Source organism: Shewanella sp. VB17 (assembly GCF_013248905.1).
GTDB lineage: Bacteria > Pseudomonadota > Gammaproteobacteria > Enterobacterales > Shewanellaceae > Shewanella.
Window position 1 is genome coordinate 3970758 of the sequence record NZ_JABRVS010000001.1, and the last position, 20887, is coordinate 3991644.

Genomic DNA, 20887 nt, shown 5'->3' on the forward strand with positions numbered 1-20887 from the left:
TTATTCAGTACTATATTATAAATAATTAAAGGGTATTCTCATGTTATTTAACAGAACAAAAAATAGTAAACAAAAAAAAGAAGATGAACTTTCAACAGAAGTACTTGATAGTGAACTGTTGGATTTAGAAGATGATATTTTATCTGAAGCAGGAGGTGGGAACGCTCCTAATATGGGTTGCGGTGTAAACAACCCAAATTAAGTAAACAAGCTTATAAACACGTAAAAAATCATTCGAAAAAACAATGAAAATATCAAGAGCCAGAGAAGTATGACTTTCATATACTCTTGCTCTACTTTCACACAATCAACTACATTATATCTAATAACATTTACTTAAATAATCACGTGTCAATCATCATAGCATTTTCAACTCTTACTTTTAATTATTATTATAATAGAAACCAAATAAAAGTCATGCTTTTACGCTATTATTTGTACGATATTCCCTTGGTGATACGCCTATATTAATTTTAAAATTATTTCTAAAATTAATCGTACTACTAAATCCAGCAGCATCGGCTATGTCATCAATGCTCATTTCACTAATTATTAAATAGTTAATGGCCAGTGAAATACGTTTACTAGTTAGCCATGACTTGGGGCTTTGTTGATAGATTAACCTAAACTTCCGATCAAAGTTCCTTCGAGACATAAAACATCTTTCGGCCAGAAGATCTAAATTATCTATTTTAGCTAAATTTTTTTCAGCCCAGAAAATGGTACTCCTTAGCCTTTGATGACAACTAGAATATGTATCATTATGTAAAATACCTACTGGTGATACTTGTAAAAGATTAGCGACCTTGATCGCAATATCACTTTCAATGTCTTCCCCGATGAGATGAATACCTAGTTGCAACGCTGCAACACTCGATGCAGCACAATACAAGTTATCTTCGCCACTAAATGCAATATCGGTACTAAATTTCACTTGTGAGAATCTAATAGAATAAGCAGCAAAATAACGTTTATCTACTGCTATCATCTTCCCATTTAGTAAGCCTGTTTGAGCGAGTAATGAAACACCACTACCTAATGCAACCAAACGATTTCCTCTTTGATGAAATTCTATCAGAAGATCTAATAGTACAGTTTCATTCGCCAGTAAGTCAGAGTCAACATCAAGCAAAACAATAGTATGGCTTTTCAATAATACTTCTGATAATTCTTGGGTAAAGTTATCCCATTTTAATACTCTTGAATGATACCATTTAGAGCCGTTAGCTATATTATTAACAAATATCTCTTGAGCACAACTTAAGCTAAAAGAGTGATAATTTGTAAATGAAATAATAGAAACATCTAAATTTTCATTTGTTTTTTTAAAATCATCCAACACAATACTAATCCTTTAGAACTACAACAATATACTTAATACAAATCAATTTACTATAAAAACATTGATTTTTTCGAAACTACTAACCGACATTAAAGCTTGATAGCCACAACCCTACAACAATTACACAAAAAAATAAAATAAAATACATAATGCATAATGCATAATGCAATAAAAAATCTTAAAAGTGCTTAAAAAAAGATTAAGCTAAGGGTTTTACTTAACAATATCAATGCTAGTTCTCAGCAATAATCAACTGACCTTTTTATCTATACCAAAGTGTGTCGGTTATCCTTGAAATCTAAGAAGCACGTCTTAATTTTATCATTATTTGTCTTGATTTTTATGGTTTACGATTTCTTTTTTTGTTATTTTTAATTAGCCACATAACATAGTGGTGACTATTGAAAAACTAAAAAAGGATAGATCATGACTGAGAATACACAAGCTAAAGATAAAATAAATAAAATAAAAGATGACTTTTTGAACGACTTAAGCACTGACGAACTTGAAATTTTAGATGATACCGCAGGTGGTAAAGCAAAGCAGTGTGATAATTTGGCTTGCGATACGAATTGTTAATCCATATATGAACTGATATTTAAAGCCTTGATTATTAATCCTTGGCTTATTTTTAACCTATGGATAATATAATTACCATGAATAAACTAAGTACTCATTTTAAAAGAAATTATATCACATCTGCCAGTAATGGTTATATGCAACTCACACTATTACCGACTGAGAAGTGTAATTTTCGCTGCGTTTATTGCTATGAAGATTTTAAGATAGGCAAAATGAGCCAAGATACGATAAAGGGAATAAAGGCATTATTAACAATATCAGCTCCAGAGCTAAAAAAATTACATATTCAATGGTTCGGTGGTGAGCCAACTTTAAATAAACAAGGTATTATCGACATTTCTAAGCATATTATTTCCCTACAACAAAAATATCACTTTGAATACAATGCTAATATGACCACTAATGCCTATTTACTCGATAATAAAATGTTTAAAGAGTTTATTGCATTAGGTATTAGTGATTATCAAATCACGATTGATGGTACTGCCGAGCAGCATAACACCACGAGAAAGAAAGCCAATGGAAAAGGAACCTTTGATACCATTTGGCAGAATTTATGTAGCTTTCAAGAAATTACAACCCATTTTAAAATCACGTTTAGATTGCATGTCATGCAGGACAATACAGCATCAATGTTACAATTAAGTCATATGATTAAAGAACAATTTGGCCATGATAAACGCTATGTGAGTTTTATTCGTAACATTGCAAATTTAGGTGGAACAGTTAAAAATACCGTTGACCAATACGTACCCAATGAGCGACAAGATGTTAATGCATTAATCAAAAAAATGAAAAAAATAATGGAACCAGAGACACATCCCTCCGAGAACAAACAAAGTGATGATCCTTACATTTGCTACGCTTCCAAACCTCGCCATTTAACCATTAGAGCTGACGGTAGGTTAGCCAAATGTACTGTTATGTTTGATGATGAACGAAATGACATAGGTAAAATTAACCCCGATGGTACATTACAAATCAATGGTGATAAGTTTGATTTTTGGACTCGGGGTTTTACTAGTTTAAACTTAAAAGAACTGGCTTGCCCAAAAACAAATTTACCCATGCTAAAGCCTGATTATGGTGAAAGAATCGCAATCAATATGCTTTAAAGGTATTGTATGATTCACTAATTTTAGGCCTCCGAAATCACGAGGCCATTACAGTAGGCTGATGAAGAGATTAGTCAGTCATTAGTTGTGAAGTCTTTTTTACGGATGGTAGTTTTAGTCATGACTTTAGCTGACAATTTACCCGTCATTTCGACTGAGAGCAGTGAGTCCCTAAGTCGGCGGCGATTTCACTGGCACCGGCATAGATAATATTGGTGATAATGCCGCGAATAAGCTTGATACTGATCCCGCCATTAAAATCGGTGTTTTTCGTTAATATCAAATACTCCGCCAAATTCAATATGTAGGTTTCATAAACAAAAATAGTTATAACTCAAGAAATCCAAATAATCAGTAAAATAAGTAATGATTTTCAGCATCTTACTTTAGACTTTCACGTAATTCTGCTCTGACCTTCAGTGCTGCAGGTTTTGAATTTTCATTTAAAATCCCTAATTTTTGATGAGGAATATGAGATAGATCAGCTTCATTTTCATTGAAAATTTAATACTTAAACAACTCTAACCAAGCATTACGCTGACTCTGCGGCAAAACCCTCATTGACAATACAGCATGTTTAAAAGCTTCATTTGCTGTAGTTCCATAGCTTGGTATTTGATTCCACCAATAATTAATTAGCACATTAAAAGGTGCTAAGGCTTCAACTTGGTTCCACCACATACTTGGTATAAAAATAGCGCCACCAGGATATAATTCTACAACGATGGCATGTTGCAGCGCGGTTTTAAATTTAGGATATCTTACAAAATCCGGATTTTGCATATCAACTAGACTCATAGATCGTCTACCTGGACCATGATCTAATGCACCAATGTAAAGATTTTTAACTTGTTCTGGAGGAAAAAGCGTAAAGCATCTTTTACCAGCAACCACACAGGCAATATTATCTGCCTCATCAAAATAGGCAGCAACTGCTGTTTGCTAACCTATCCAAACATTGAATGCACATTAGAACCAGTAATCCGATAGAATCCACCTTTGCGACGGTTCGACTGATAACCCATAGAGTGAAAAGTTGCGGCAGCCTAAGACTACATTAGTGATGGTCTTTAAACTCGCCCAATCGGCAGAGAAGAGATTGTATCGTCTGCGAGGATTAAGCTACTGGCTGATGTAATCACAGGGGTGAAATTTAAAGACGGTGAAAGAATAACTCAAGATCAACCAGAGCATCAAGATGTGCTCATACACCAGATTTGACAATAACGCCAAAAAGTGGACCATACTGATAAGAGATTTGAAATCTGTACTAAATCGTTTTATCATTGAGTTTGAGGAACAATTAGCTCCCCATGTCTAAAACGGGTAATTCTCAGTTTTTAAAGTCGGTGCGTCAGATTAAGTCGGAACTCATACAGGTAATATCAAGCTTTTATCAGGCTACATTAACCACTTGGATTTCATTTCCCTGCCGTACGCTAGTGTGTTTAAGTTTAGGTAAGTTACTAGCCGGGCAACCAATTTCTCTTTTATCTAAACTAATAAAGCCCCTGACCCAAAGTTCCAATTTATCTCCATCTAACGAATAGCTACCATCCCTGTTTATTTTCCCTAAGGTATTCCTGTCATCATTAAACATCACTGAACATTTTCCTATTCGTCCGTCAGCTCTAATTAATAATTGTTTTGGCATGGCTGCATAACAAATGTAGGGGTTCTTTTTAGTATGTTTACTTACGGTATCTAAATTATAGGACATTAATTCTTTTATTTTATTGACTGTTCGTTCACCATCGCTTGGCTGGTGTTTACTTCCGTCACCTGTAACCCCTTTACCCAGATTTTTAATCGATTCTACATGAATAGTATATCTTTTGTCGCTGCCAAAGTTTTGAGTGATTTGATGACACAAATCCAACATAGATTGTGCGTTATCATCTGTGACATGTAATCTGATCACTAATTTGAAGTCATGTTGTGATTGTTTAAAAGAAATAAGGTTATGCCAAATTTGATCAAAACTTCCACTTCCATTAAGCTGTATTCTGGTTTTATTGTGTGCTTCCTTACCGCCATCTAAGCTAACCTGATAAGTGTTCACGCCTAATTCGACTAATCGATTGAAAAGAGGATAGTTTAATAAATATCCGTTTGTTGTCATTCCGCCGTTATATTTAAATCCATATGTACGTTTTAAATCCATTATGTGGCTTGAGATATCTTCTATTGCTTTACTATTCAGAGTCGGTTCACCTCCGAACCAGGCTATCGTTAAGTTTTTTAAAGTAGGGGCTGCTTTTGTTAATAAATTTTTTATACCATGAACAGTATCCTGACTCATTTTTCCTATTTCAAAATCTTCATAGCAATACACACATCTAAAATTACATTTCTCTGTAGGGAGGAGCATTAGATATAAATAGCCTTCACTGCTTGTGGCTATATATTTTTTTTTGAATTTATTATCTAGATCATCCATATAGTCATCCTAAAATCCCATTACATCTCAAAAGCTATCGCTGTGATAGATAAAGTTTAATTACCTCAAACTGGATCTGAGGGTTATTTTGTTACACCCTCGAAGGGCTTAAGTCGGTGTGCGAGTGCGATACCCTAAATATCAGTCGCTCTCTACACTCATTCACTAACTCTGGCTACGTATGTATTTCAGAATTATTTTTTCATTTAAGCTAAGTGTTGATACAAAATATTATCAAATAAAAAGATGAGTAGGGTTTATTTCCCTGCCCCTAAAATTTATTATTGAAATTTTTTTGCCATTTACAGTAACTAATTACCTTATTAAGGGGGCAATCTTGTATGAGATACCCCCGGCTAAGCTAGGGGATGCAATGTTTATTGAGTGTCACTCTCATTACAAAAACAGTCACAACCAGCTCCGCCACCACCACCAGATACATTTTCGTCGTCTAAAATTTCATCCTCAGATACTTCAACATCATTGATAAATTTTTCTTTAGTTTTCTCTATCATTTTTTTTATTTCTTCAGGCATAACTTTACTTCCCCTTTAATATTAAAATCATGATCATAATTTGGATTTTTAAATCAAATAAATACTATCATTGGAAAAATAAGATAATACGTAAAATTAAGACATAAATAGGTAAATATAAGTCATACTTAGATTCCAAGGATAACCGACACACTTTGGTATAGATAATAAGGTCAGTTGCTTAATAAGCTTCAGGCTCTCACACAATCCACCAAGGTCACCACAATGGGAAACCAACCTAAGCAACTGATACTCAAAGAAAGGTATCAGATTGAAGCATTTTGTAAATTAAATTTTTCAGCGAGAAAAATGGTTAAAGAGCTTGGCCGTAGTAATAAAACGATTTCAAATGAGTTCATTGGCTCCTGCAAGAAGGCGTATAGTGCAGAGACTGCGGAGCAGCAAATGCAAATACGCCGTAGTGAGGCCGCTAAATACACTAAATGCTCTGCAAGCTTAAAAAATCACGTCAGGTCGTTGTTAGTATCCATAGGTAGGATCTTAAGGGATTAGCCAGTATCATTTTGATTGAACAGTATTATTTTGAATAAAACTGGAGGTTGTACTCATCTCATGATCAAATATCTCGTGTGAAAGATCCATCCAACCACGAGAGAGCACGAAATGAAGTTTAACTGCATACCTAAGCGCCTGACAAGTATTCTTAACTCCACAAGCATTACACAATTAGCTAGAAAGTGTGGTTTTATGCAGCGCATGCGCAACATATCACCGACGGAGCTGGTATTTGCTCTACTCAACACTTTGGGAACAAGGTCAAATATCAACCTTTCTGATATACATAAGAATTTATGTATTGAACATGGCAAAGGCATTAGTTAACTTACCTCCGGCAAAGCCGGAGGCTTATTTAGGTGACGCCCTAAAAGGGCTTAAGTAAGTGCCCAAGGCACTATCTACATTCCGAATTTTAATTGAGCACGATGAATGTCATTTTTTTCTTGGTTTCGTATGTACTCTTTTATCATGTCCTCATCCAAACCAACCGTAGAAACATAGTAACCTCGTGCCCAAAAGGCCTCTCCATTGAAATTCTTTTGCCGTCCCTTAAACTGACGAGCAATTGAAATGGCACTTTTACCTTTAATAAATCCGACGACGTTGGATACTGAAAATTTCGGTGGAATGCTCAAACACATATGAACATGATCTGGCATTAGATGTCCCTCTTCGATCACTACCCCTTTCTGGCGGGCTAGTTCGTGAAATACATCGCCCAAATGCTTTCGAATAACACCAAATATTAACTTACGTCTCTTTTTTGGAATAAATACAATATGGTACTTACAATCCCAACGTGTATGGGACAAACTCTTAGGGTCTCGCATAGGTTGCTCTCCTGTCTTTTGATCGAGACTTGAGCGTACCTAATACCGCGGTATAGGTGAAACCTATGCGAGTCACCCCGGCAGAGCCGGGGGTTTACCGTTTGTTAATTATAAGCCATTTCACAACAAGCTGAAAAAACCTGAATTAACTCAACTACTTCGAGGTCTTACCGAACAAGCTGCCAAAGAATGGCTATTTGAGCCCTTACAACAAGCCTTTCCGAGCGAATATCCCTTTAAGGCGATAGAAGCACATGATGGAAGTTCTCTCAAATTACATATTGGTTTAACGGAACAATTTCCAGGTCGATTTACCAAGACTCATCCCGCAGCAATGGAGCTACACATGACCATGGACTTGATGTCGGGTGGCTACAATTACCTTGGCATTGCACCGGATTCGGAGAGTGAGAGGCACTATAATCCGTTTGCTTTTGAAATAAAGGATATCTTGCTACTTATGGATGCGGGTTACTTTAATATCGAATACTGCTATCAGGCTGACAAACATGGTGGTTATGTGATCATGCGGACTAACGGTCAAATTAACCCGAATATAATCGCTGCTTTTGATAGCCAAGGAACAGCCATTAAAGCGCTAGTAGGTAAGAAGATGAAGCGAGTTAAATTGAAGAAAGATCAACTTGTTGACCTTGATGTGCAATGGAGTGACAAGCCGGGTTTACACCGATTAATTGCATTCTGGGATAGAAAAAAATCTGCCATCGGTTATCTCATCACTAACCTAAAACGAGAGCAATTTCCTGCAGTCAAAGTGTGTGAGTTATATGGACTACGTTGGCAAATAGAGCTATTTTTCAAAGAATTAAAATCATATAACGGCTTAAAAACCTTCAACACAAGGAATAAATCCATCGCTGAGAGCTTAGTCTGGGCGAGTATGCTGACTTTATTACTCAAGCGTTTTATCGCCAAAGTGAGTGGCGAAATACACAAGGTGATGATTTCAACACAAAAGGTTGCTCGATGTGCAAACGATTGGCTCCCAGATATTCTAAAAGCACTGAGATCGGGACGAGAATATAGAATAAAAAATCAACTAAGGAAGTGGTGTCGATACTTAAGTGAATATGCTTGTAGATCACACCCTAAAAGAGATAACGAGACACTGTTTGTGCAGTTAACTGAACATGCCAGCGCTGCTAATAATGTATAAACCGTTATATTTAAAGGGCTGCAGCACCTTAAAGAAGCCTTGTTTCCTAAATCGAGGGAACCTTTTGCCGTTAGCGTGATCTGATCCCTAAAGATAGCTATACGGAAGCTGAAAAGTGGGAAAATCTAAACATAAAATAACCAATTGGTCTCAGTACAATAAGGCGTTGATTAATCGAGGCTCACTCACTTTCTGGATTGATGAGCAAGCAATTAAGTCTTGGTATTGTTGTGAACACCACGGGCGTCGTGGTCGAGGGTTCACTTACTCTGATGTTGCTATTGAAACAGCACTCGTTGTGAAAGGCGTTTTTAACTTGTCATTACGAGCACTTGAAGGATTCACCAACTCTGTATTTCAACTTATGGATGTGCCACTGACTTCACCAAGTTATAGCTGTATAAGCAAAAGAGCTAAGACTGTTGAGATCAACTATCGAGCACCGAGTCGTGGCTCTGCTGCACATGTTGTGATTGATTCAACAGGTCTGAAAGTTTATGGAGAAGGAGAATGGAAAACGCGTAAGCATGGTAAAGAAAAACGCCGTACTTGGCGAAAGCTACACCTTGCAGTGGATAGTAATACCCATGAAATTGTGTCAGCTGAAATAAGCTTAGTTAACGTTGCCGATAATGAAGTATTTCCCACATTACTTAACCCATTAAGAAGAAATATAACTCAAGTCTCAGCTGATGGTGCCTATGACACTAAGGCATGTCATAAACTACTTCAGCGCAAAGGATGCAAGCCAACTATCCCTCCGAGAAGTCATGCTGGATATTGGGAGGATGACCACCCCAGAAATGAAGCAGTAAAAGCACTCAAGGCTAACCAATTAGCGCAATGGAAACAGGATAATGATTATCATCAGAGATCACTATCAGAAACAGCGATGTATCGATATAAACAGTTAATTAGTCCAAAACTGAGTCTTCGGGATTATAACGCTCAGGTAGGTGAAGCGTTAGCGGGTGTTAAAGCAATGAATAAAGTCATAGGGTTAGGAATGCCAGTTAGGAAACACGCTGCCTAATTGGGTGAAACACCTTGGGGTGCTGCGTTTAGATTCGGGATTTGAGCAACAACGCCCCTTAAAGACTAACTTATGAGCCACTACGAAGAGCTGGTTCGTGTTTACGAGGAATTTTGGCTGTAAAAAAATCATAACCAGTCATTGTAAATCAACGAGATCCTAGAATAAAAGCCAACTCTTATAAACATAAAAAAATAATAAGGAGAGATAACTCTCCTTATTTACAATTTCACTTTATTTTAATCCATCAGTACTTCTAGCGTTTTAGCCCCTATTTGTCCTGCTTCACCCAAGCGATTTAAATTCATAGCTGCTGTAATATAAAACTGTGATGCTTCAATGAATTGACTTGTTATATAATTACCGCATTCCTCGTAAGGTATATCCAACTCATCACACATTTCAATATTATAAAAGTATTCTGTGACGCTGTTTGCCACAAAGGAATCAAACAAATTTCCTACATACTCTTCAATAAGTAGATTCGAGGTAAATTCCACAGCCATTATTTCAGTCGATTTAGACCAACAACGGGTTAACACTCCCGTACTAAATACACCTTGATGCTGGCGATCTATTGCCTCTAAAGCGGCTATATTTTGCACACCTTTATTGAGTACGTGATTAAGCCCGGTTAGCAGCCCCGTACTTAATACACCTTCATGCTGGCGATGTATTGCCTCTAAAGTGGCTATACTTTGTAAACTTTTATCTAGTACATGATTAAGCGCGATTAATTCATCAAATGATTCGCATTGCATTGGATGACTCGTGACTTCATGCAATATGTCATTTCGTTCTTTGACCAGCGCGACATGTGCTGGGGAATATAACAAGCCTAACCTTTGCCATTGCGCTAATGCAAATGAGAGCCGTACACCATAAAAACTATATTCATATTCAAGAGCATGTTCATGAAACCATATCACACGTTCAAGTGCTTGTGCGTATTCTTCATGATCGATTAAGTATGTGATTTTTTCTTGGTATTCAAACAGAAAATCTGCATCTGATGACAAGTTATCTGCCTTAGTCCAAGTAGAATTCATACAGAAAACGACATAAATAAGGCCAAGAGTCATGTATTTCATATCAATAATTCCTTTTAGTGAATGGTTAGTTTAAAACAGGTAAAGCTGTATATTGTTATATTGCGTGTTATTTCCAGCAGTTGAATATGATAATTATCCTTAGCAAGATAGGGGCCAATAAAAAATAACTCGAATAACTGACAATAACACTTCGATTTGGCTTAATTAGTCGTTATTCGCTTTTCGCTTTATAAATCATTTTGCCCCTATATCAGTTTTTGCAGGCTAAAAGACAATCAAACCGAATAAGATTTTTTTCTTTAGAAAAGCTAATGTAAAAGGCTTTTGTGTAGCCTATAAAGTTATGCCTGTCCCATCTCTTTAACTCCCTCATTGCGATGAAGAAGAGGTCAACATGACCAAATATTGGACAAAGTATATTTTATAAATTACGAAAAGGGACGTTTATACTCAACATATTGCTTTATCTCGTCAACTTTGCGACAGAACCCAGCTCCCCCCCAAAAAAACATTACCCACCCAAGTCGATTAACATAATAAGAACGGATTTCATTAAAAATGCTATACATCAACGATTAATGATAACATCCGGTTGAATTGTTAATGGATAAATAAAATGAATTTAAAAAAACTTGTTATAGCAACCAACCTAATGCTTTATACCGCGTCAAGCCAAGCAGATGTAGCACTTGAAGATTTCAATAAAGAATCATACGCTTTTAGAGGCGCGTTGGCGCTGGCAGGTTTAGCTCCCCCACCGATGAACGTTTTGGGAGCAGCTATCGCGGGAGGGGTCTTAACTCCAGCTGGGAGTGGTGCTGAAATAGATGAAATGAATGAAAGGTTGATTGATATACAAAGCGATCTTAGTGAAATTAAGAATATGATTAGAAATTTACGAGGCGATGTTTTAAGTGATTTTCAAAATTATATGGCGGGTCGTGACTATATCACTATTCAATCACGTCTAAATTATGTCATAAATACATTAGATGATGACTACAAAAGTTTTACTGACGGCAGATCAAGTGAGTCTAGAGAAAAATTACTCACCCCACTGCATGATCTACTTTCTGAAACAATAACATGGTTTATAACTGACTCATCGCTGAGTAACACAGAACGACTTTCGACTGCCGGTGATTTTATGGCACTAATGACGGTTCATATGTCAGTATTACAAGAATTAGTAGAGATCTATCGTCAACAAGCATATGTCGATTGTGCTGGAAGTCTGTGTGATGAGCGGGTTGAGATTTTAAAAACAAACGTCAATATATTTAGTGCGAAAGTGGATCGCTATATCGATTACTTAGTCAGCATAGCAACAGATTCCCGAACTTACCGTAATGACCAGTTTGGCAATTTAAAGATTAACGCTACCCCAAAGGAGCTGTGTAGTGGTTGGCCTATCCGTTGCAACATCTATGCAATCGATTTCTATTATAGTGGTTATGATGCTGAAACCAAAAAATACTATGTAGGGGGAAAACATACCCAAAGTCCTAGCTCGTTTGATCAAGAATTATCTACTGAAATGGAACTACGTGCTGAGTCTGGCTGGGCTGCATATAAGAAAAAAATCATGGATGAATTTGATGCTAAATTAGATGCTGAAATATATTCCATACGAGATAACCTTGAAATTGCTAAAGAAAATTATGAATTTTTGGATAATGACATATACAAACAAGATTGCGTCCGATTTTATGAAAATGTAGATTTTACAGGCCAGTACCACACAATGTGCGGCGTAGACTCTCAAAAAACATTAACGGCAAGAACACGATGTAGCAGAACAACAGATCCAATAGTAAGAGGCTGTACTACGGTTCATCAAAGTTGGGGGAATGCTTTGGGTAGCAATATTTCTTCAATTTCGCTAGGAAATGGTAAAGCGATTAATTTATATTCAGGCTCTAGCTATAGCGGTAATATGATTACCATTGAAGGCGAAAAATCTGTCAATTTACAAGATTTCGGGTTTGATAACTTAACTCGCTCAGTTGAGTTATTAAATAGTCAGTAACCTTTATAAAATACAATGGTTACTTTCACTGAAACTGGCTAAAGAACCCCTCCTAGCTGGTTTCAGTGACTGAATTTAATACCCGCTATGAAGAAAAATCATAGCCAGCCATTGTTAATCAATAACATACTTAAATGCCAGTGAAGTATCAAAGCTCTGCAACTATCAACTCATAAGAGGAAGGCGTGTTAAGCTCAAATAACCGAGTGGTCTTAGCAAAATGCAATTAACTATGGCTTTCTATGTGCTTTATTGTCGTTGAATAAGTTCTGGTAAACAGTAGGATAGATTCTATATAGAGTCGAATAAAGGCGAAGAAAGCATTATAACGTGCATACATATTATACAAAGGTTGTACCATTGAAGGAAATGTAAATAGTGAATATCATTAAGCCAGACTCAATATCTTTCACGACTCACCACCTGCATATGTGTTTTAAGGAAACAGGCTCTGTTCTCTCATCTGGCACTGGGTTTATTTATAAGTATGAAGCTGATTTTTACTTGATCACTAATTGGCATAATGTATCCGGTAAAAATCCAATTACTGGTAAATGCCTTTCTGATACGTTGGCCGTACCTGATTTTATTAGCACATTATTTAGGGAAATTGAACAGCCTGCTAATTGTAAAAGAGAGCCAATTTCTCTCTTCAATGATAGCCTGATGATGGAGCCTGTCTGGTACGAACATCCTGAGTACACCAACAAAGTTGATGTTGTCGCCATCCCTATTTCTAAAGATATCTCAACAAAATATAAACTTTTTCCAATCAATGAAATTGAATTTGGCGATGAATATAATGAAGAGGTCGCTGACGATGTTTTTGTCATTGGATATCCCTTCTCTGATATGACCTACCTACAAATGCCTATTTGGAAAAAAGCCAGCATAGCAACTGAACCTGATATCAATATTGAAGGACTGCCTAAGATTCTTATAGATACCGCAACAAGATCTGGATTATCTGGCTCTCCTGCAATTATGCAGCGTATTGGAATTCATGGAATGGTAGATGGAAAAATGCTTCCAGCGACGAGCATAGGAAGGGTTAGGAATTTTTTAGGGGTATATTCAGGTAGAGTTGGTGATGATGAATTTAAGGCCCAGCTGGGAGTTGTTTGGAAGGCAAGAGTTATTGATGAAATTATCACAGCTAAAAAAATCGGAACTGCTCCATGTTTGGTATAACAAACGAGTCAAATACTCAGGCGTTAACTTTATGAAGGTTTATATAGAATAAAAAAGTCATAGAAGAAAGTCGGGACAGACATATCTTATGTTGTTAGCTACGATCTGATTTGAGCCACTTTTTAACTGGAATAATCCACTCAGGAAGAGGCTTATAAAATGCACCATGTTCTTTACCAGTAGTAATGGAGATCTCTTTAAACGTGTTAACTTTTTTACTGCGATCAATTAAGAATTGACAGGATCCAACACCATCAGAAGTTTCAAATACAGAAAACACATGCCCGATCACTTCTAATTCAGGGTTGTTTTTAATAACTTTGGAACATCCAGCTAAAATAACAAAATTAACTTTTTCGGAGGCTAAGTAGTTTGAAGTTAATACAGTTATAGCTCCGCCACGCGAAAAACCAACGAAAGTAATATTTTCAGGTTTAACACCATTGTTGATAAGAGCATTGGCATTTTCAGTTAATTTTTTGGCAAATTCTCTTGGATTTGTATCTTTTGGGCGATGATAAGCAATAAGATTATAGCTATCATCTGAGAGAGATTTTTTAATTTCAGGAAAGTCATACATTCCCCAACGTGGATTTATTGGTGTTGGGTTTTTACCTTCTACGATAAAGCCATGAGAATAGAATACATATTTTTCATTTGGTTTGATTTCATTGGGAAAACTTTCATATATATTATTAGCAATACAACTTGATGATAGAAATAAACCCATGGCAGCAGATATTAGAATTTTGATGATTATTTCCTTTAGTCGCTAACGCCGTTTTAAGCAGAAAATTGCAGTTGGCTAAAATGTGTGAGGTACGAACACGGTGTTTTTCAATGTAATTTGTCAGACTTGGAAACCCTTATTAGGCATCGGCTATTCTTTCACAATTTTAGAAGCATATGTAAGGCAAACCTCAGAGTTCCACATAACCTTTATAGCAACCACATAACCTTCTTTAGGCGAAATTATAAATTTGCCTACATAGTTATCCTTGTTCATTATAAAATCGATAAAGTCACCTAAAACACCTTGAATTTGTAATTTTTCACGATATTGATCTTTAGGCTCACAAAATATTTGTGAGCCATCAGGTAACTTTTCCTCAACGCAGTTATCTACCCGTTCACGAGTGTAGTAAACAAGAAATAATTCAGGTGAACCTTCTGACTTATATACGCTACGGGGAATAGATAACTGATACAGGTTATTTTCATCTAACTCCTTAACCTGAATTAATTTATCATATTCTTCACCTTGATTTGGAATTGTACAAGCAACACTTTTAACAAGTGAAAACATGCAAAACATTATCACCAAAAACGATTTAATCATCTAGACCCCTAATAGCTTGCTAACTAGCAGCGCAGATAACATATTATCTGCGCGTCTTGATAACGTTTTCCGCACAAACTATAACCTATTGTTTTAAAAGATAACATAAAAATGATTAGGATATTATCGATACAATATTGCCAACCACCAAACCAGCCCAATGAGCCCAACCAAAAGATACTTGAAACTTGTTATCCGGTAAGTTCACCAATTTTTGTCCAAAAGCGTGCTAGCAACCAAAACTCAAATCGAAGAAACGATGCTTTGCTTTTGATAAAGGTGTAGATACGGCAGTGAGCTTCGATGACAAGGATGTCATCGTAGAGACTACAGGGATCGTACTCGCGTCGTCTCACTGAAGTATCTGCACATAAGCCCACGGCAGGTGATAAGTTAAATTTAGGTTATGGTTATCAATAAGCCAATCAAACACCAAACCAGCCCAATGAGCCCAACCAAAAGATACTTGAAACTTGTTATCCGACAAGTTCACCAACTTTTGTCCAAAACCATCTCAGCAACCAAAAGCTTCAATCGAAGAAACGAGTCTTGGCTTTATACAAAGGTGTGAACGCGGCTGTGACCTTCCGTGACAGGGAAATCACGGCAGAGGCTATAGGGATATATTCACGCCGTGTCACTGAAGTGTTCGCACAGTTCTCGCCGAACAGGCGTTAAACACCAATTAAATTTTGGCCATCAATAAGCCGACCCAACACCAAACCTGCCCAATGAACCCAACAACAAAGAGACTTGAAACTTGTTATCCGACAAGTTCACCCTCACCCCTTGTCTATTCTCCTAACCCTAGCCCCACTTTCTGCATATAACTCAGCAGCGCCATGGCATCTGGTGTCCCTGTAGATTGTAATCCCTGCACTACACCAAGCTGATCGGCAACGCTGCGATGTTGACCCAGTTTTTGCTTGCCTTGCATATGAGTTATTTCAATTTTAAATCCAATGATCCCACTGGCCAGTCTATCTCGGTATTCATCGCTAAGTCGGTCGCGCTTAACCAATAACTCTGGCTCATAGGTATTAACGGTTTCATCCAGTGCTTTTATGGTTTCATCATTAGACAGCAAATGCATCTTGCCCTTAAGGTGAACAGCTGCATAGTTCCAAGTCGGCACCGCAGGCGATGAGGCGTACCAGCTTGGGGAGATATAATTGTGGGGTCCTTGTAAAACCACCAGTACATTGTGCTTATCTTGTGCGGCCAAATGACGGTTTGCCTTAGAAAAATGTCCATAAAGCGTCCCCCGCTCACCCTCAAATTTTTTGAGTAAAAATGGCAGGTGATTAGCATCAAGTTGCTCAGATATTAGAGTGCCAAAACTAAATTTATCAATAAAGTCATTCATTAACTCTCTATTTTCAATCGTCATGCTTGCTGGGATATACATCTACTTTCCTTTTAATAAACCCGATTCAAGTACCATAAACACATCACCAACCTAGGTGATTGCCATTTTAGCCTGCAGATCAGTCTTAACCTGCGGCCACTCTTGCTCGGTGATACTAAAAATAGCCGTATTCCTGAAGCTGCCATCAGGTAAAATTCGGCTATTGCGCAACACACCTTCAAATTTTGCCCCTATACGCAAAATGGCCTTACGTGATGTTTGATTTTTTTCATGGGTTTTTATCTCAACTCGAATGGCCCCCAACACTTCAAAGGCATGTTGTAGCAATAAAAATTTCGCCTGAGTATTCACATGAGTACGCTGGAATTTAGGCGTAATAAAGCTATGACCAATTTCAATATTTCGGTCATCACGCCTAATTGAGCAATAGCGAGTGCTACCTATTATTTCCTGACTGTGATTATCGATAATCACAAATGGCACTTGATGACCTAACTCACACTCTGTCAATGCTTTATCAATCCAAGCAGCGGTATTTTCCAAAGATTGGCATGGATTCGGGCTCATCCACCTCCATATCTGTTCATGGTTACCTGCGTGATAGAAGCCCTCTCTATCTTTACTCGTTAACGGTTTAAGCCTAACGTCTTTCGATTCAAGTGTAATAGCTTGGGGATTGAACGCTGTTGATGTCTGCACGTGATGCCTCATGTTGACATTGATATAGGTTATTGTTGCAGTATTTGGTATAAGTTAAACACCCAGATTTTAAAAGTGTCCTATACCAGTAATGAAAATGCTCACACTCACTGTCGATAAACACGCCAAACCTAAGTTTTTGCACATCGCTAGCGCAATCAGATCAGCCATCAAACAGGGGCAAGTTAGCGCGAGTGAGGCTCTGCCCTCTGCCCGCCAACTTGCTGAGCAATTACACACTAACCGCCATACGATAATGGCGGCTTACCAAGAGTTAATCGCACAAGGTTGGGTTGAATCTATTGAGCGTCAGGGTTATAAGGTGGTTGAGTCATTTCCTGTTGAATCCAGTCGACATACAAAAGCCAATATAGAAGCCAATAAAAGCACATTTAAGTGGCCATTAACCCCACTCATTCTAGATGTTCATCGTGGTAAACCCGCCCATGAATATCGCTATAACTTTGCCGGAGGCAACCCAGATATATCCGCTTTCCCTTTTCATGAACTCAAACCCTTTATGAGTGACTGTCTCACCCGGCCAGATCTCCCTCATCTGTCCTATGGCAATAACGCAGGCAATCAGCAATTCATCTCGCAAGTCGCAACCTATTTACGTCGTGCACGTTCAATCACAGATAAAGACATTATTACCGTCAACGGCTCACAGGAAGCGTTATATTTAATTTCTCGTGTTTTACTAAAGCTAGGCGCTAAGGTTGCCGTTGAATCCCTAGGCTATCGACCTGCATGGAACGCCTTTAAAACAGCGGGAGCAGAACTGGTCGCTATCAAACAACATTCCAAGGGCATTGATATTGACCACTTAACTCAGTTGGTTAAAAACCAAGATATCTCACTGATTTATCTAACACCTTTACATCAGTACCCAACGACGGTGACCTTACCTATCCATGAAAGAATTAAAATTTACCAACTCGCTGCCCGCTATAACGTCGCGATTATCGAAGATGATTACGATCATGAATTTCATTATGCCAGCCAGCCCTTAGCCCCTTTGGCCGCTGACGACCCTAAAGGACTCGTCATTTATGTGGCTACTTTCTCTAAAATTATGTTCCCCGGTTGCCGTATTGGTTACATGGCCGTGGACAAATCATTAACGCAAGCACTCATCAACTACCGCAGCGTCATGAATCATAAACCCAATGTGTTAATGCAAGATGCCATAGGCCGTTGGATGAAAGACGGCGCGTTTGAAAGGCATTTAAGGCGAACCACAAAACAATATCAACAAAGGCGGGATCATCTCGTCTCAGCACTTAAAAACTATCAAGAACAAGGGCTAGATATTAGCTTTACTGTTCCTGACGGGGGGATGGCTATCTGGCTAGATGTGAAAAAAAATGCCAAGGAATTAGAGCAATTTGGTTTAGCCAATGATGTTTATTTAGTCTCTGAATCAAGCTTTCACCTAGCGCAAAAAAATAATCAAAATCGCTATATTCGCCTTGGTTTTGCCGGAATGAAACCAGAACAACTCACCTTGGGGCTGGCTAAACTATTTGATTATTTCTCTCAATGATCCAGGCAATAATTGACTTGCCAACATCATCTAACTCGCGTAAAACATACTTTGTAGTTCAAATTGAACTTTTAAGTACAACCATTTAAAATACCAACGTTGAAAATAGATATTTTAAACACTCACAAAGTCACTGGAGCCTACATGTCTTTATCCGATACCCTATTTAGCAAGACAACAATGCTACTTAAAAATAATTTTTACAGTGAAAAAGGTGTCCACAAAACCCCTTTACTGCATGCTGTGGAATTATCCAAACTGTTAGGCTGCCAGCTGTATCTCAAATGTGAAAACCTGCAAAATACCGGCAGCTTTAAAATAAGGGGCGCGACCAGTGCCATTAGTCGTCTTTCGCCCACACAAAAAATGGCTGGCGTGGTGACCGCAAGCTCTGGTAATCATGGCGTAGGCACCGCTTTAGCAGGGCAAAGCTTAGGTGTGCCGGTGCATATTTATGTGCCAGAATCGGTGAGCGCTATCAAGGCTGATAAAATCATCGCTATGGGCGCATCACTGCACAAGGTATCTGGAGGAACAGAAAATGCTGAACGTAAAGCCCAAGAAGTGGCAGCGCAATCACCATTAACCTACATCAGCCCTTATAACCATATTGATGTCATTGCAGGTCAAGGTACCATTGCACATGAGATTGTTGATGAACTCCCCAAGATAGATTCATTACTTATCAGTGTCGGAGGCGGCGGATTGATTTCGGGAATGGCTGCCAATATGCGCCATTTAAGTCCTGCCACTGAGATTGTGGGGATCTGGGCTGAACATTCCCCTGTCATGCTAACCTGTATGGAAGCTGGAAAAGTGACCCACGTCCCTGAATTACCCACCTTATCAGACGGCACCGCTGGTGGGCTCGATGATGATGTGATAACCCTTCCCCTATGCCAAGCACTAATTAATCAAACCAGACTGGTGTCAGAGATGGACATTGCTAACGCAATGGCGCTTGTTAAACACTATCATGGATTCACCATTGAGGGCGCAGCAGGTGCTGCGCTTGCTTGTGCGATTAAATACCCAGAAAGCTTTGTAGGCAAGACCATAGTGGTGGTGCTGTGCGGCGCTAATATCACAGATAAAAAATTTACCGATGCCATGAATATGCTTGGAGATGACAATGGAACTATTTAAAGCAGCTTCGATAGCCCAAGCATTGCCCACACTCGATGAACTGATCGGCGCACTAAAACAAGGTTATATTGATTTATCTGAGCAAAAATATATTATTCCTGCCGTCGGATACCTCCCCCTACCCGATGGCGAGCTACACATAAAATATGGCAGATCGTTAGCTGGCGGAATGACGGTCATTAAAATCGCCGCAGGCAGTTATAAAAACCATCTTCAGGGACTGCCCGCTTCAAGTGGCTGCTTGTTATTACTTAATAGCCTCACAGGCATCCCCATCGCGCTCTTACAAGATAATGGCTTGCTCACAGATATTAGAACCGCTGTTGCGGGGGCCTTGATGGCAAAAGAATTATCCCCACTGGCTCAGCATATCGGATTGATTGGCGCCGGTGGCCAAGGGTATTATCAAGCCCTCTATACCTGCCAAGCTCTGGGATTAACTAAGGTATATGCGTGGTCAAGAAGGGATGATAGCCTATATCAATTAGCGTCAAAACTGGCAGTTCATGGCATTGAACTCAACTGCCTACCTTCAGCACAAGATGTCTGTGAAGTTGCCGACATATTGATCACCACCACCCCAGCGACAACACCCTACATCCAAGCTCAGTGGTTAAAAGCAAATGTACATATTAATGCCATAGGTGCCGATTGCGAAGGTAAATGTGAGTTATCAGCCTGCGTCCTCAAGCAGGCTTCGTTGCTATTAGCTGACAGTATTAGCCAATGCCTAGATCATGGTGAGTATCAATACCTGCTTGAAGCGCAGCAAAATAAAGTCGCTGAATTCGGTGATTTTTTGGGAACATCCCAGTATGATGGCAAAGGGATCAGTATCGCTGATTTTACTGGTACTGCGGTGCTTGACATCATTACCGCCAACATGGTTTACCACCAGCTGCAAAAAACAAACCCAATATCGACTCAACAGAAATAGAGTAA

At 38.3% G+C, this 20887-nt stretch carries 20 protein-coding genes and 3 pseudogenes; 12 read left to right on the forward strand and 11 right to left on the reverse strand.

The genetic code is table 11. From position 1 onward, the window contains the following. Positions 1 to 40: 40 nt before the first annotated feature. Positions 41 to 202: a hypothetical protein gene (locus HQQ94_RS17145; protein ID WP_173295548.1), complete on the forward strand. Its 162-nt coding sequence runs from the start codon at positions 41 to 43 to the stop codon at positions 200 to 202. Between the two features lie 213 nt (positions 203 to 415). On the opposite strand, the gene HQQ94_RS17150 is transcribed toward HQQ94_RS17145, so the two are convergent. Further along, positions 416 to 1342, reverse strand: a complete 927-nt coding sequence (locus tag HQQ94_RS17150) for a GlxA family transcriptional regulator (RefSeq protein ID WP_173295550.1) — start codon at positions 1340 to 1342, stop codon at positions 416 to 418. Positions 1343 to 1768: 426 nt separating this feature from the next. Here HQQ94_RS17150 and HQQ94_RS17155 point away from each other — a divergent pair, with 426 nt between their 5' ends. Together HQQ94_RS17155 and HQQ94_RS17160 are read left to right on the forward strand one after the other, a co-directional pair. Then, positions 1769 to 1921: a hypothetical protein gene (locus HQQ94_RS17155; RefSeq protein ID WP_173295552.1), complete on the forward strand. Its 153-nt coding sequence runs from the start codon at positions 1769 to 1771 to the stop codon at positions 1919 to 1921. Positions 1922 to 1998: 77 nt separating this feature from the next. After that, positions 1999 to 3039 carry a radical SAM protein gene (locus HQQ94_RS17160; protein ID WP_173295560.1) on the forward strand — a complete coding sequence of 347 codons (1041 nt, stop codon included), beginning with the start codon at positions 1999 to 2001 and terminating at the stop codon, positions 3037 to 3039. A 122-nt stretch (positions 3040 to 3161) separates the two neighbouring features. Here the strand turns inward: HQQ94_RS17160 and HQQ94_RS17165 are convergent. Both HQQ94_RS17165 and HQQ94_RS17170 read right to left on the reverse strand, forming a co-directional pair. Next, a pseudogene (locus tag HQQ94_RS17165) lies at positions 3162 to 3280 on the reverse strand (DUF697 domain-containing protein); the annotation flags it as partial. A 263-nt stretch (positions 3281 to 3543) separates the two neighbouring features. After that, positions 3544 to 3960 (reverse strand): annotated as a pseudogene (locus HQQ94_RS17170) (cupin-like domain-containing protein); the annotation flags it as partial. 41 nt (positions 3961 to 4001) lie between these two features. Between HQQ94_RS17170 and HQQ94_RS22685 the strand changes: the two are divergent. Further along, positions 4002 to 4260, forward strand: a pseudogene (locus HQQ94_RS22685) (IS256 family transposase); the annotation flags it as partial. 175 nt (positions 4261 to 4435) lie between these two features. Here HQQ94_RS22685 and HQQ94_RS17175 read toward each other — a convergent pair. Further along, positions 4436 to 5479 (reverse strand): radical SAM protein, encoded by a 1044-nt coding sequence (locus HQQ94_RS17175; RefSeq protein WP_173295564.1) that lies wholly within the window; start codon positions 5477 to 5479, stop codon positions 4436 to 4438. A gap of 377 nt (positions 5480 to 5856) precedes the next feature. Beyond that, positions 5857 to 6015 carry a hypothetical protein gene (locus HQQ94_RS17180; protein ID WP_173295565.1) on the reverse strand — a complete coding sequence of 53 codons (159 nt, stop codon included), beginning with the start codon at positions 6013 to 6015 and terminating at the stop codon, positions 5857 to 5859. Positions 6016 to 6240: 225 nt separating this feature from the next. Between HQQ94_RS17180 and HQQ94_RS17185 the strand changes: the two genes are divergently transcribed. Beyond that, positions 6241 to 6528, forward strand: a complete 288-nt coding sequence (locus HQQ94_RS17185) for a helix-turn-helix domain-containing protein (protein WP_173295566.1) — start codon at positions 6241 to 6243, stop codon at positions 6526 to 6528. A 404-nt stretch (positions 6529 to 6932) separates the two neighbouring features. Here HQQ94_RS17185 and tnpA read toward each other — a convergent pair whose 3' ends face one another. Further along, the gene (tnpA, locus tag HQQ94_RS17190; RefSeq protein ID WP_173295567.1) at positions 6933 to 7364 is read right to left on the reverse strand and encodes an IS200/IS605 family transposase; all 432 of its coding nucleotides are present in this window, start codon (positions 7362 to 7364) and stop codon (positions 6933 to 6935) included. 52 nt (positions 7365 to 7416) lie between these two features. On the opposite strand from tnpA, the gene HQQ94_RS17195 reads away from it, so the two are divergent. Together HQQ94_RS17195 and HQQ94_RS17200 are read left to right on the forward strand one after the other, a co-directional pair. Next, positions 7417 to 8541 (forward strand): IS4 family transposase, encoded by a 1125-nt coding sequence (locus HQQ94_RS17195; RefSeq protein WP_173296694.1) that lies wholly within the window; start codon positions 7417 to 7419, stop codon positions 8539 to 8541. A gap of 115 nt (positions 8542 to 8656) precedes the next feature. Next, positions 8657 to 9574: an IS5 family transposase gene (locus HQQ94_RS17200; protein ID WP_173293111.1), complete on the forward strand. Its 918-nt coding sequence runs from the start codon at positions 8657 to 8659 to the stop codon at positions 9572 to 9574. 239 nt (positions 9575 to 9813) lie between these two features. Here the strand turns inward: HQQ94_RS17200 and HQQ94_RS17205 are convergent, their stop codons facing one another. Next, positions 9814 to 10665 carry a hypothetical protein gene (locus HQQ94_RS17205; protein WP_173295568.1) on the reverse strand — a complete coding sequence of 284 codons (852 nt, stop codon included), beginning with the start codon at positions 10663 to 10665 and terminating at the stop codon, positions 9814 to 9816. 577 nt (positions 10666 to 11242) lie between these two features. Here HQQ94_RS17205 and HQQ94_RS17210 point away from each other — a divergent pair. Both HQQ94_RS17210 and HQQ94_RS17215 read left to right on the forward strand, forming a co-directional pair. Continuing rightward, on the forward strand, positions 11243 to 12655 hold the full coding sequence (locus HQQ94_RS17210) for a hypothetical protein (protein ID WP_173295569.1): 1413 nt from the start codon (positions 11243 to 11245) through the stop codon (positions 12653 to 12655). A gap of 378 nt (positions 12656 to 13033) precedes the next feature. After that, a complete protein-coding gene (locus HQQ94_RS17215; protein ID WP_173295570.1) occupies positions 13034 to 13846 on the forward strand; it encodes a hypothetical protein in 813 nt (270 codons plus the stop codon). 94 nt (positions 13847 to 13940) lie between these two features. Here the strand turns inward: HQQ94_RS17215 and HQQ94_RS17220 are convergent, their stop codons facing one another. The 4 genes from HQQ94_RS17220 to HQQ94_RS17235 all read right to left on the reverse strand — a co-directional run bounded on the left by HQQ94_RS17220 (position 13941) and on the right by HQQ94_RS17235 (position 17253). Next, positions 13941 to 14576, reverse strand: coding sequence for an alpha/beta hydrolase (locus HQQ94_RS17220; protein ID WP_217274058.1), 636 nt, complete (start codon positions 14574 to 14576; stop codon positions 13941 to 13943). Between the two features lie 150 nt (positions 14577 to 14726). After that, complete coding sequence (locus tag HQQ94_RS17225; RefSeq protein WP_173295571.1) at positions 14727 to 15185, reverse strand: hypothetical protein; 459 nt, start codon at positions 15183 to 15185, stop codon at positions 14727 to 14729. 793 nt (positions 15186 to 15978) lie between these two features. After that, complete coding sequence (locus HQQ94_RS17230) at positions 15979 to 16593, reverse strand: FMN-binding negative transcriptional regulator (RefSeq protein WP_173295572.1); 615 nt, start codon at positions 16591 to 16593, stop codon at positions 15979 to 15981. Between the two features lie 51 nt (positions 16594 to 16644). Continuing rightward, positions 16645 to 17253, reverse strand: a complete 609-nt coding sequence (locus HQQ94_RS17235; RefSeq protein WP_173295573.1) for a GNAT family N-acetyltransferase — start codon at positions 17251 to 17253, stop codon at positions 16645 to 16647. A 97-nt stretch (positions 17254 to 17350) separates the two neighbouring features. Here HQQ94_RS17235 and HQQ94_RS17240 point away from each other — a divergent pair, with 97 nt between their 5' ends. The 3 genes from HQQ94_RS17240 (at position 17351) to HQQ94_RS17250 (ending at position 20882) form a co-directional block, all read left to right on the forward strand. Continuing rightward, complete coding sequence (locus tag HQQ94_RS17240; RefSeq protein WP_254304088.1) at positions 17351 to 18799, forward strand: PLP-dependent aminotransferase family protein; 1449 nt, start codon at positions 17351 to 17353, stop codon at positions 18797 to 18799. A gap of 144 nt (positions 18800 to 18943) precedes the next feature. Next, a complete protein-coding gene (locus HQQ94_RS17245) occupies positions 18944 to 19945 on the forward strand; it encodes a threonine/serine dehydratase (protein WP_173295575.1) in 1002 nt (333 codons plus the stop codon). Then, the gene (locus tag HQQ94_RS17250) at positions 19932 to 20882 is read left to right on the forward strand and encodes an ornithine cyclodeaminase family protein (protein ID WP_173295576.1); all 951 of its coding nucleotides are present in this window, start codon (positions 19932 to 19934) and stop codon (positions 20880 to 20882) included. Before HQQ94_RS17245 ends, HQQ94_RS17250 begins: the two co-directional genes overlap by 14 nt. Positions 20883 to 20887: the final 5 nt, after the last annotated feature.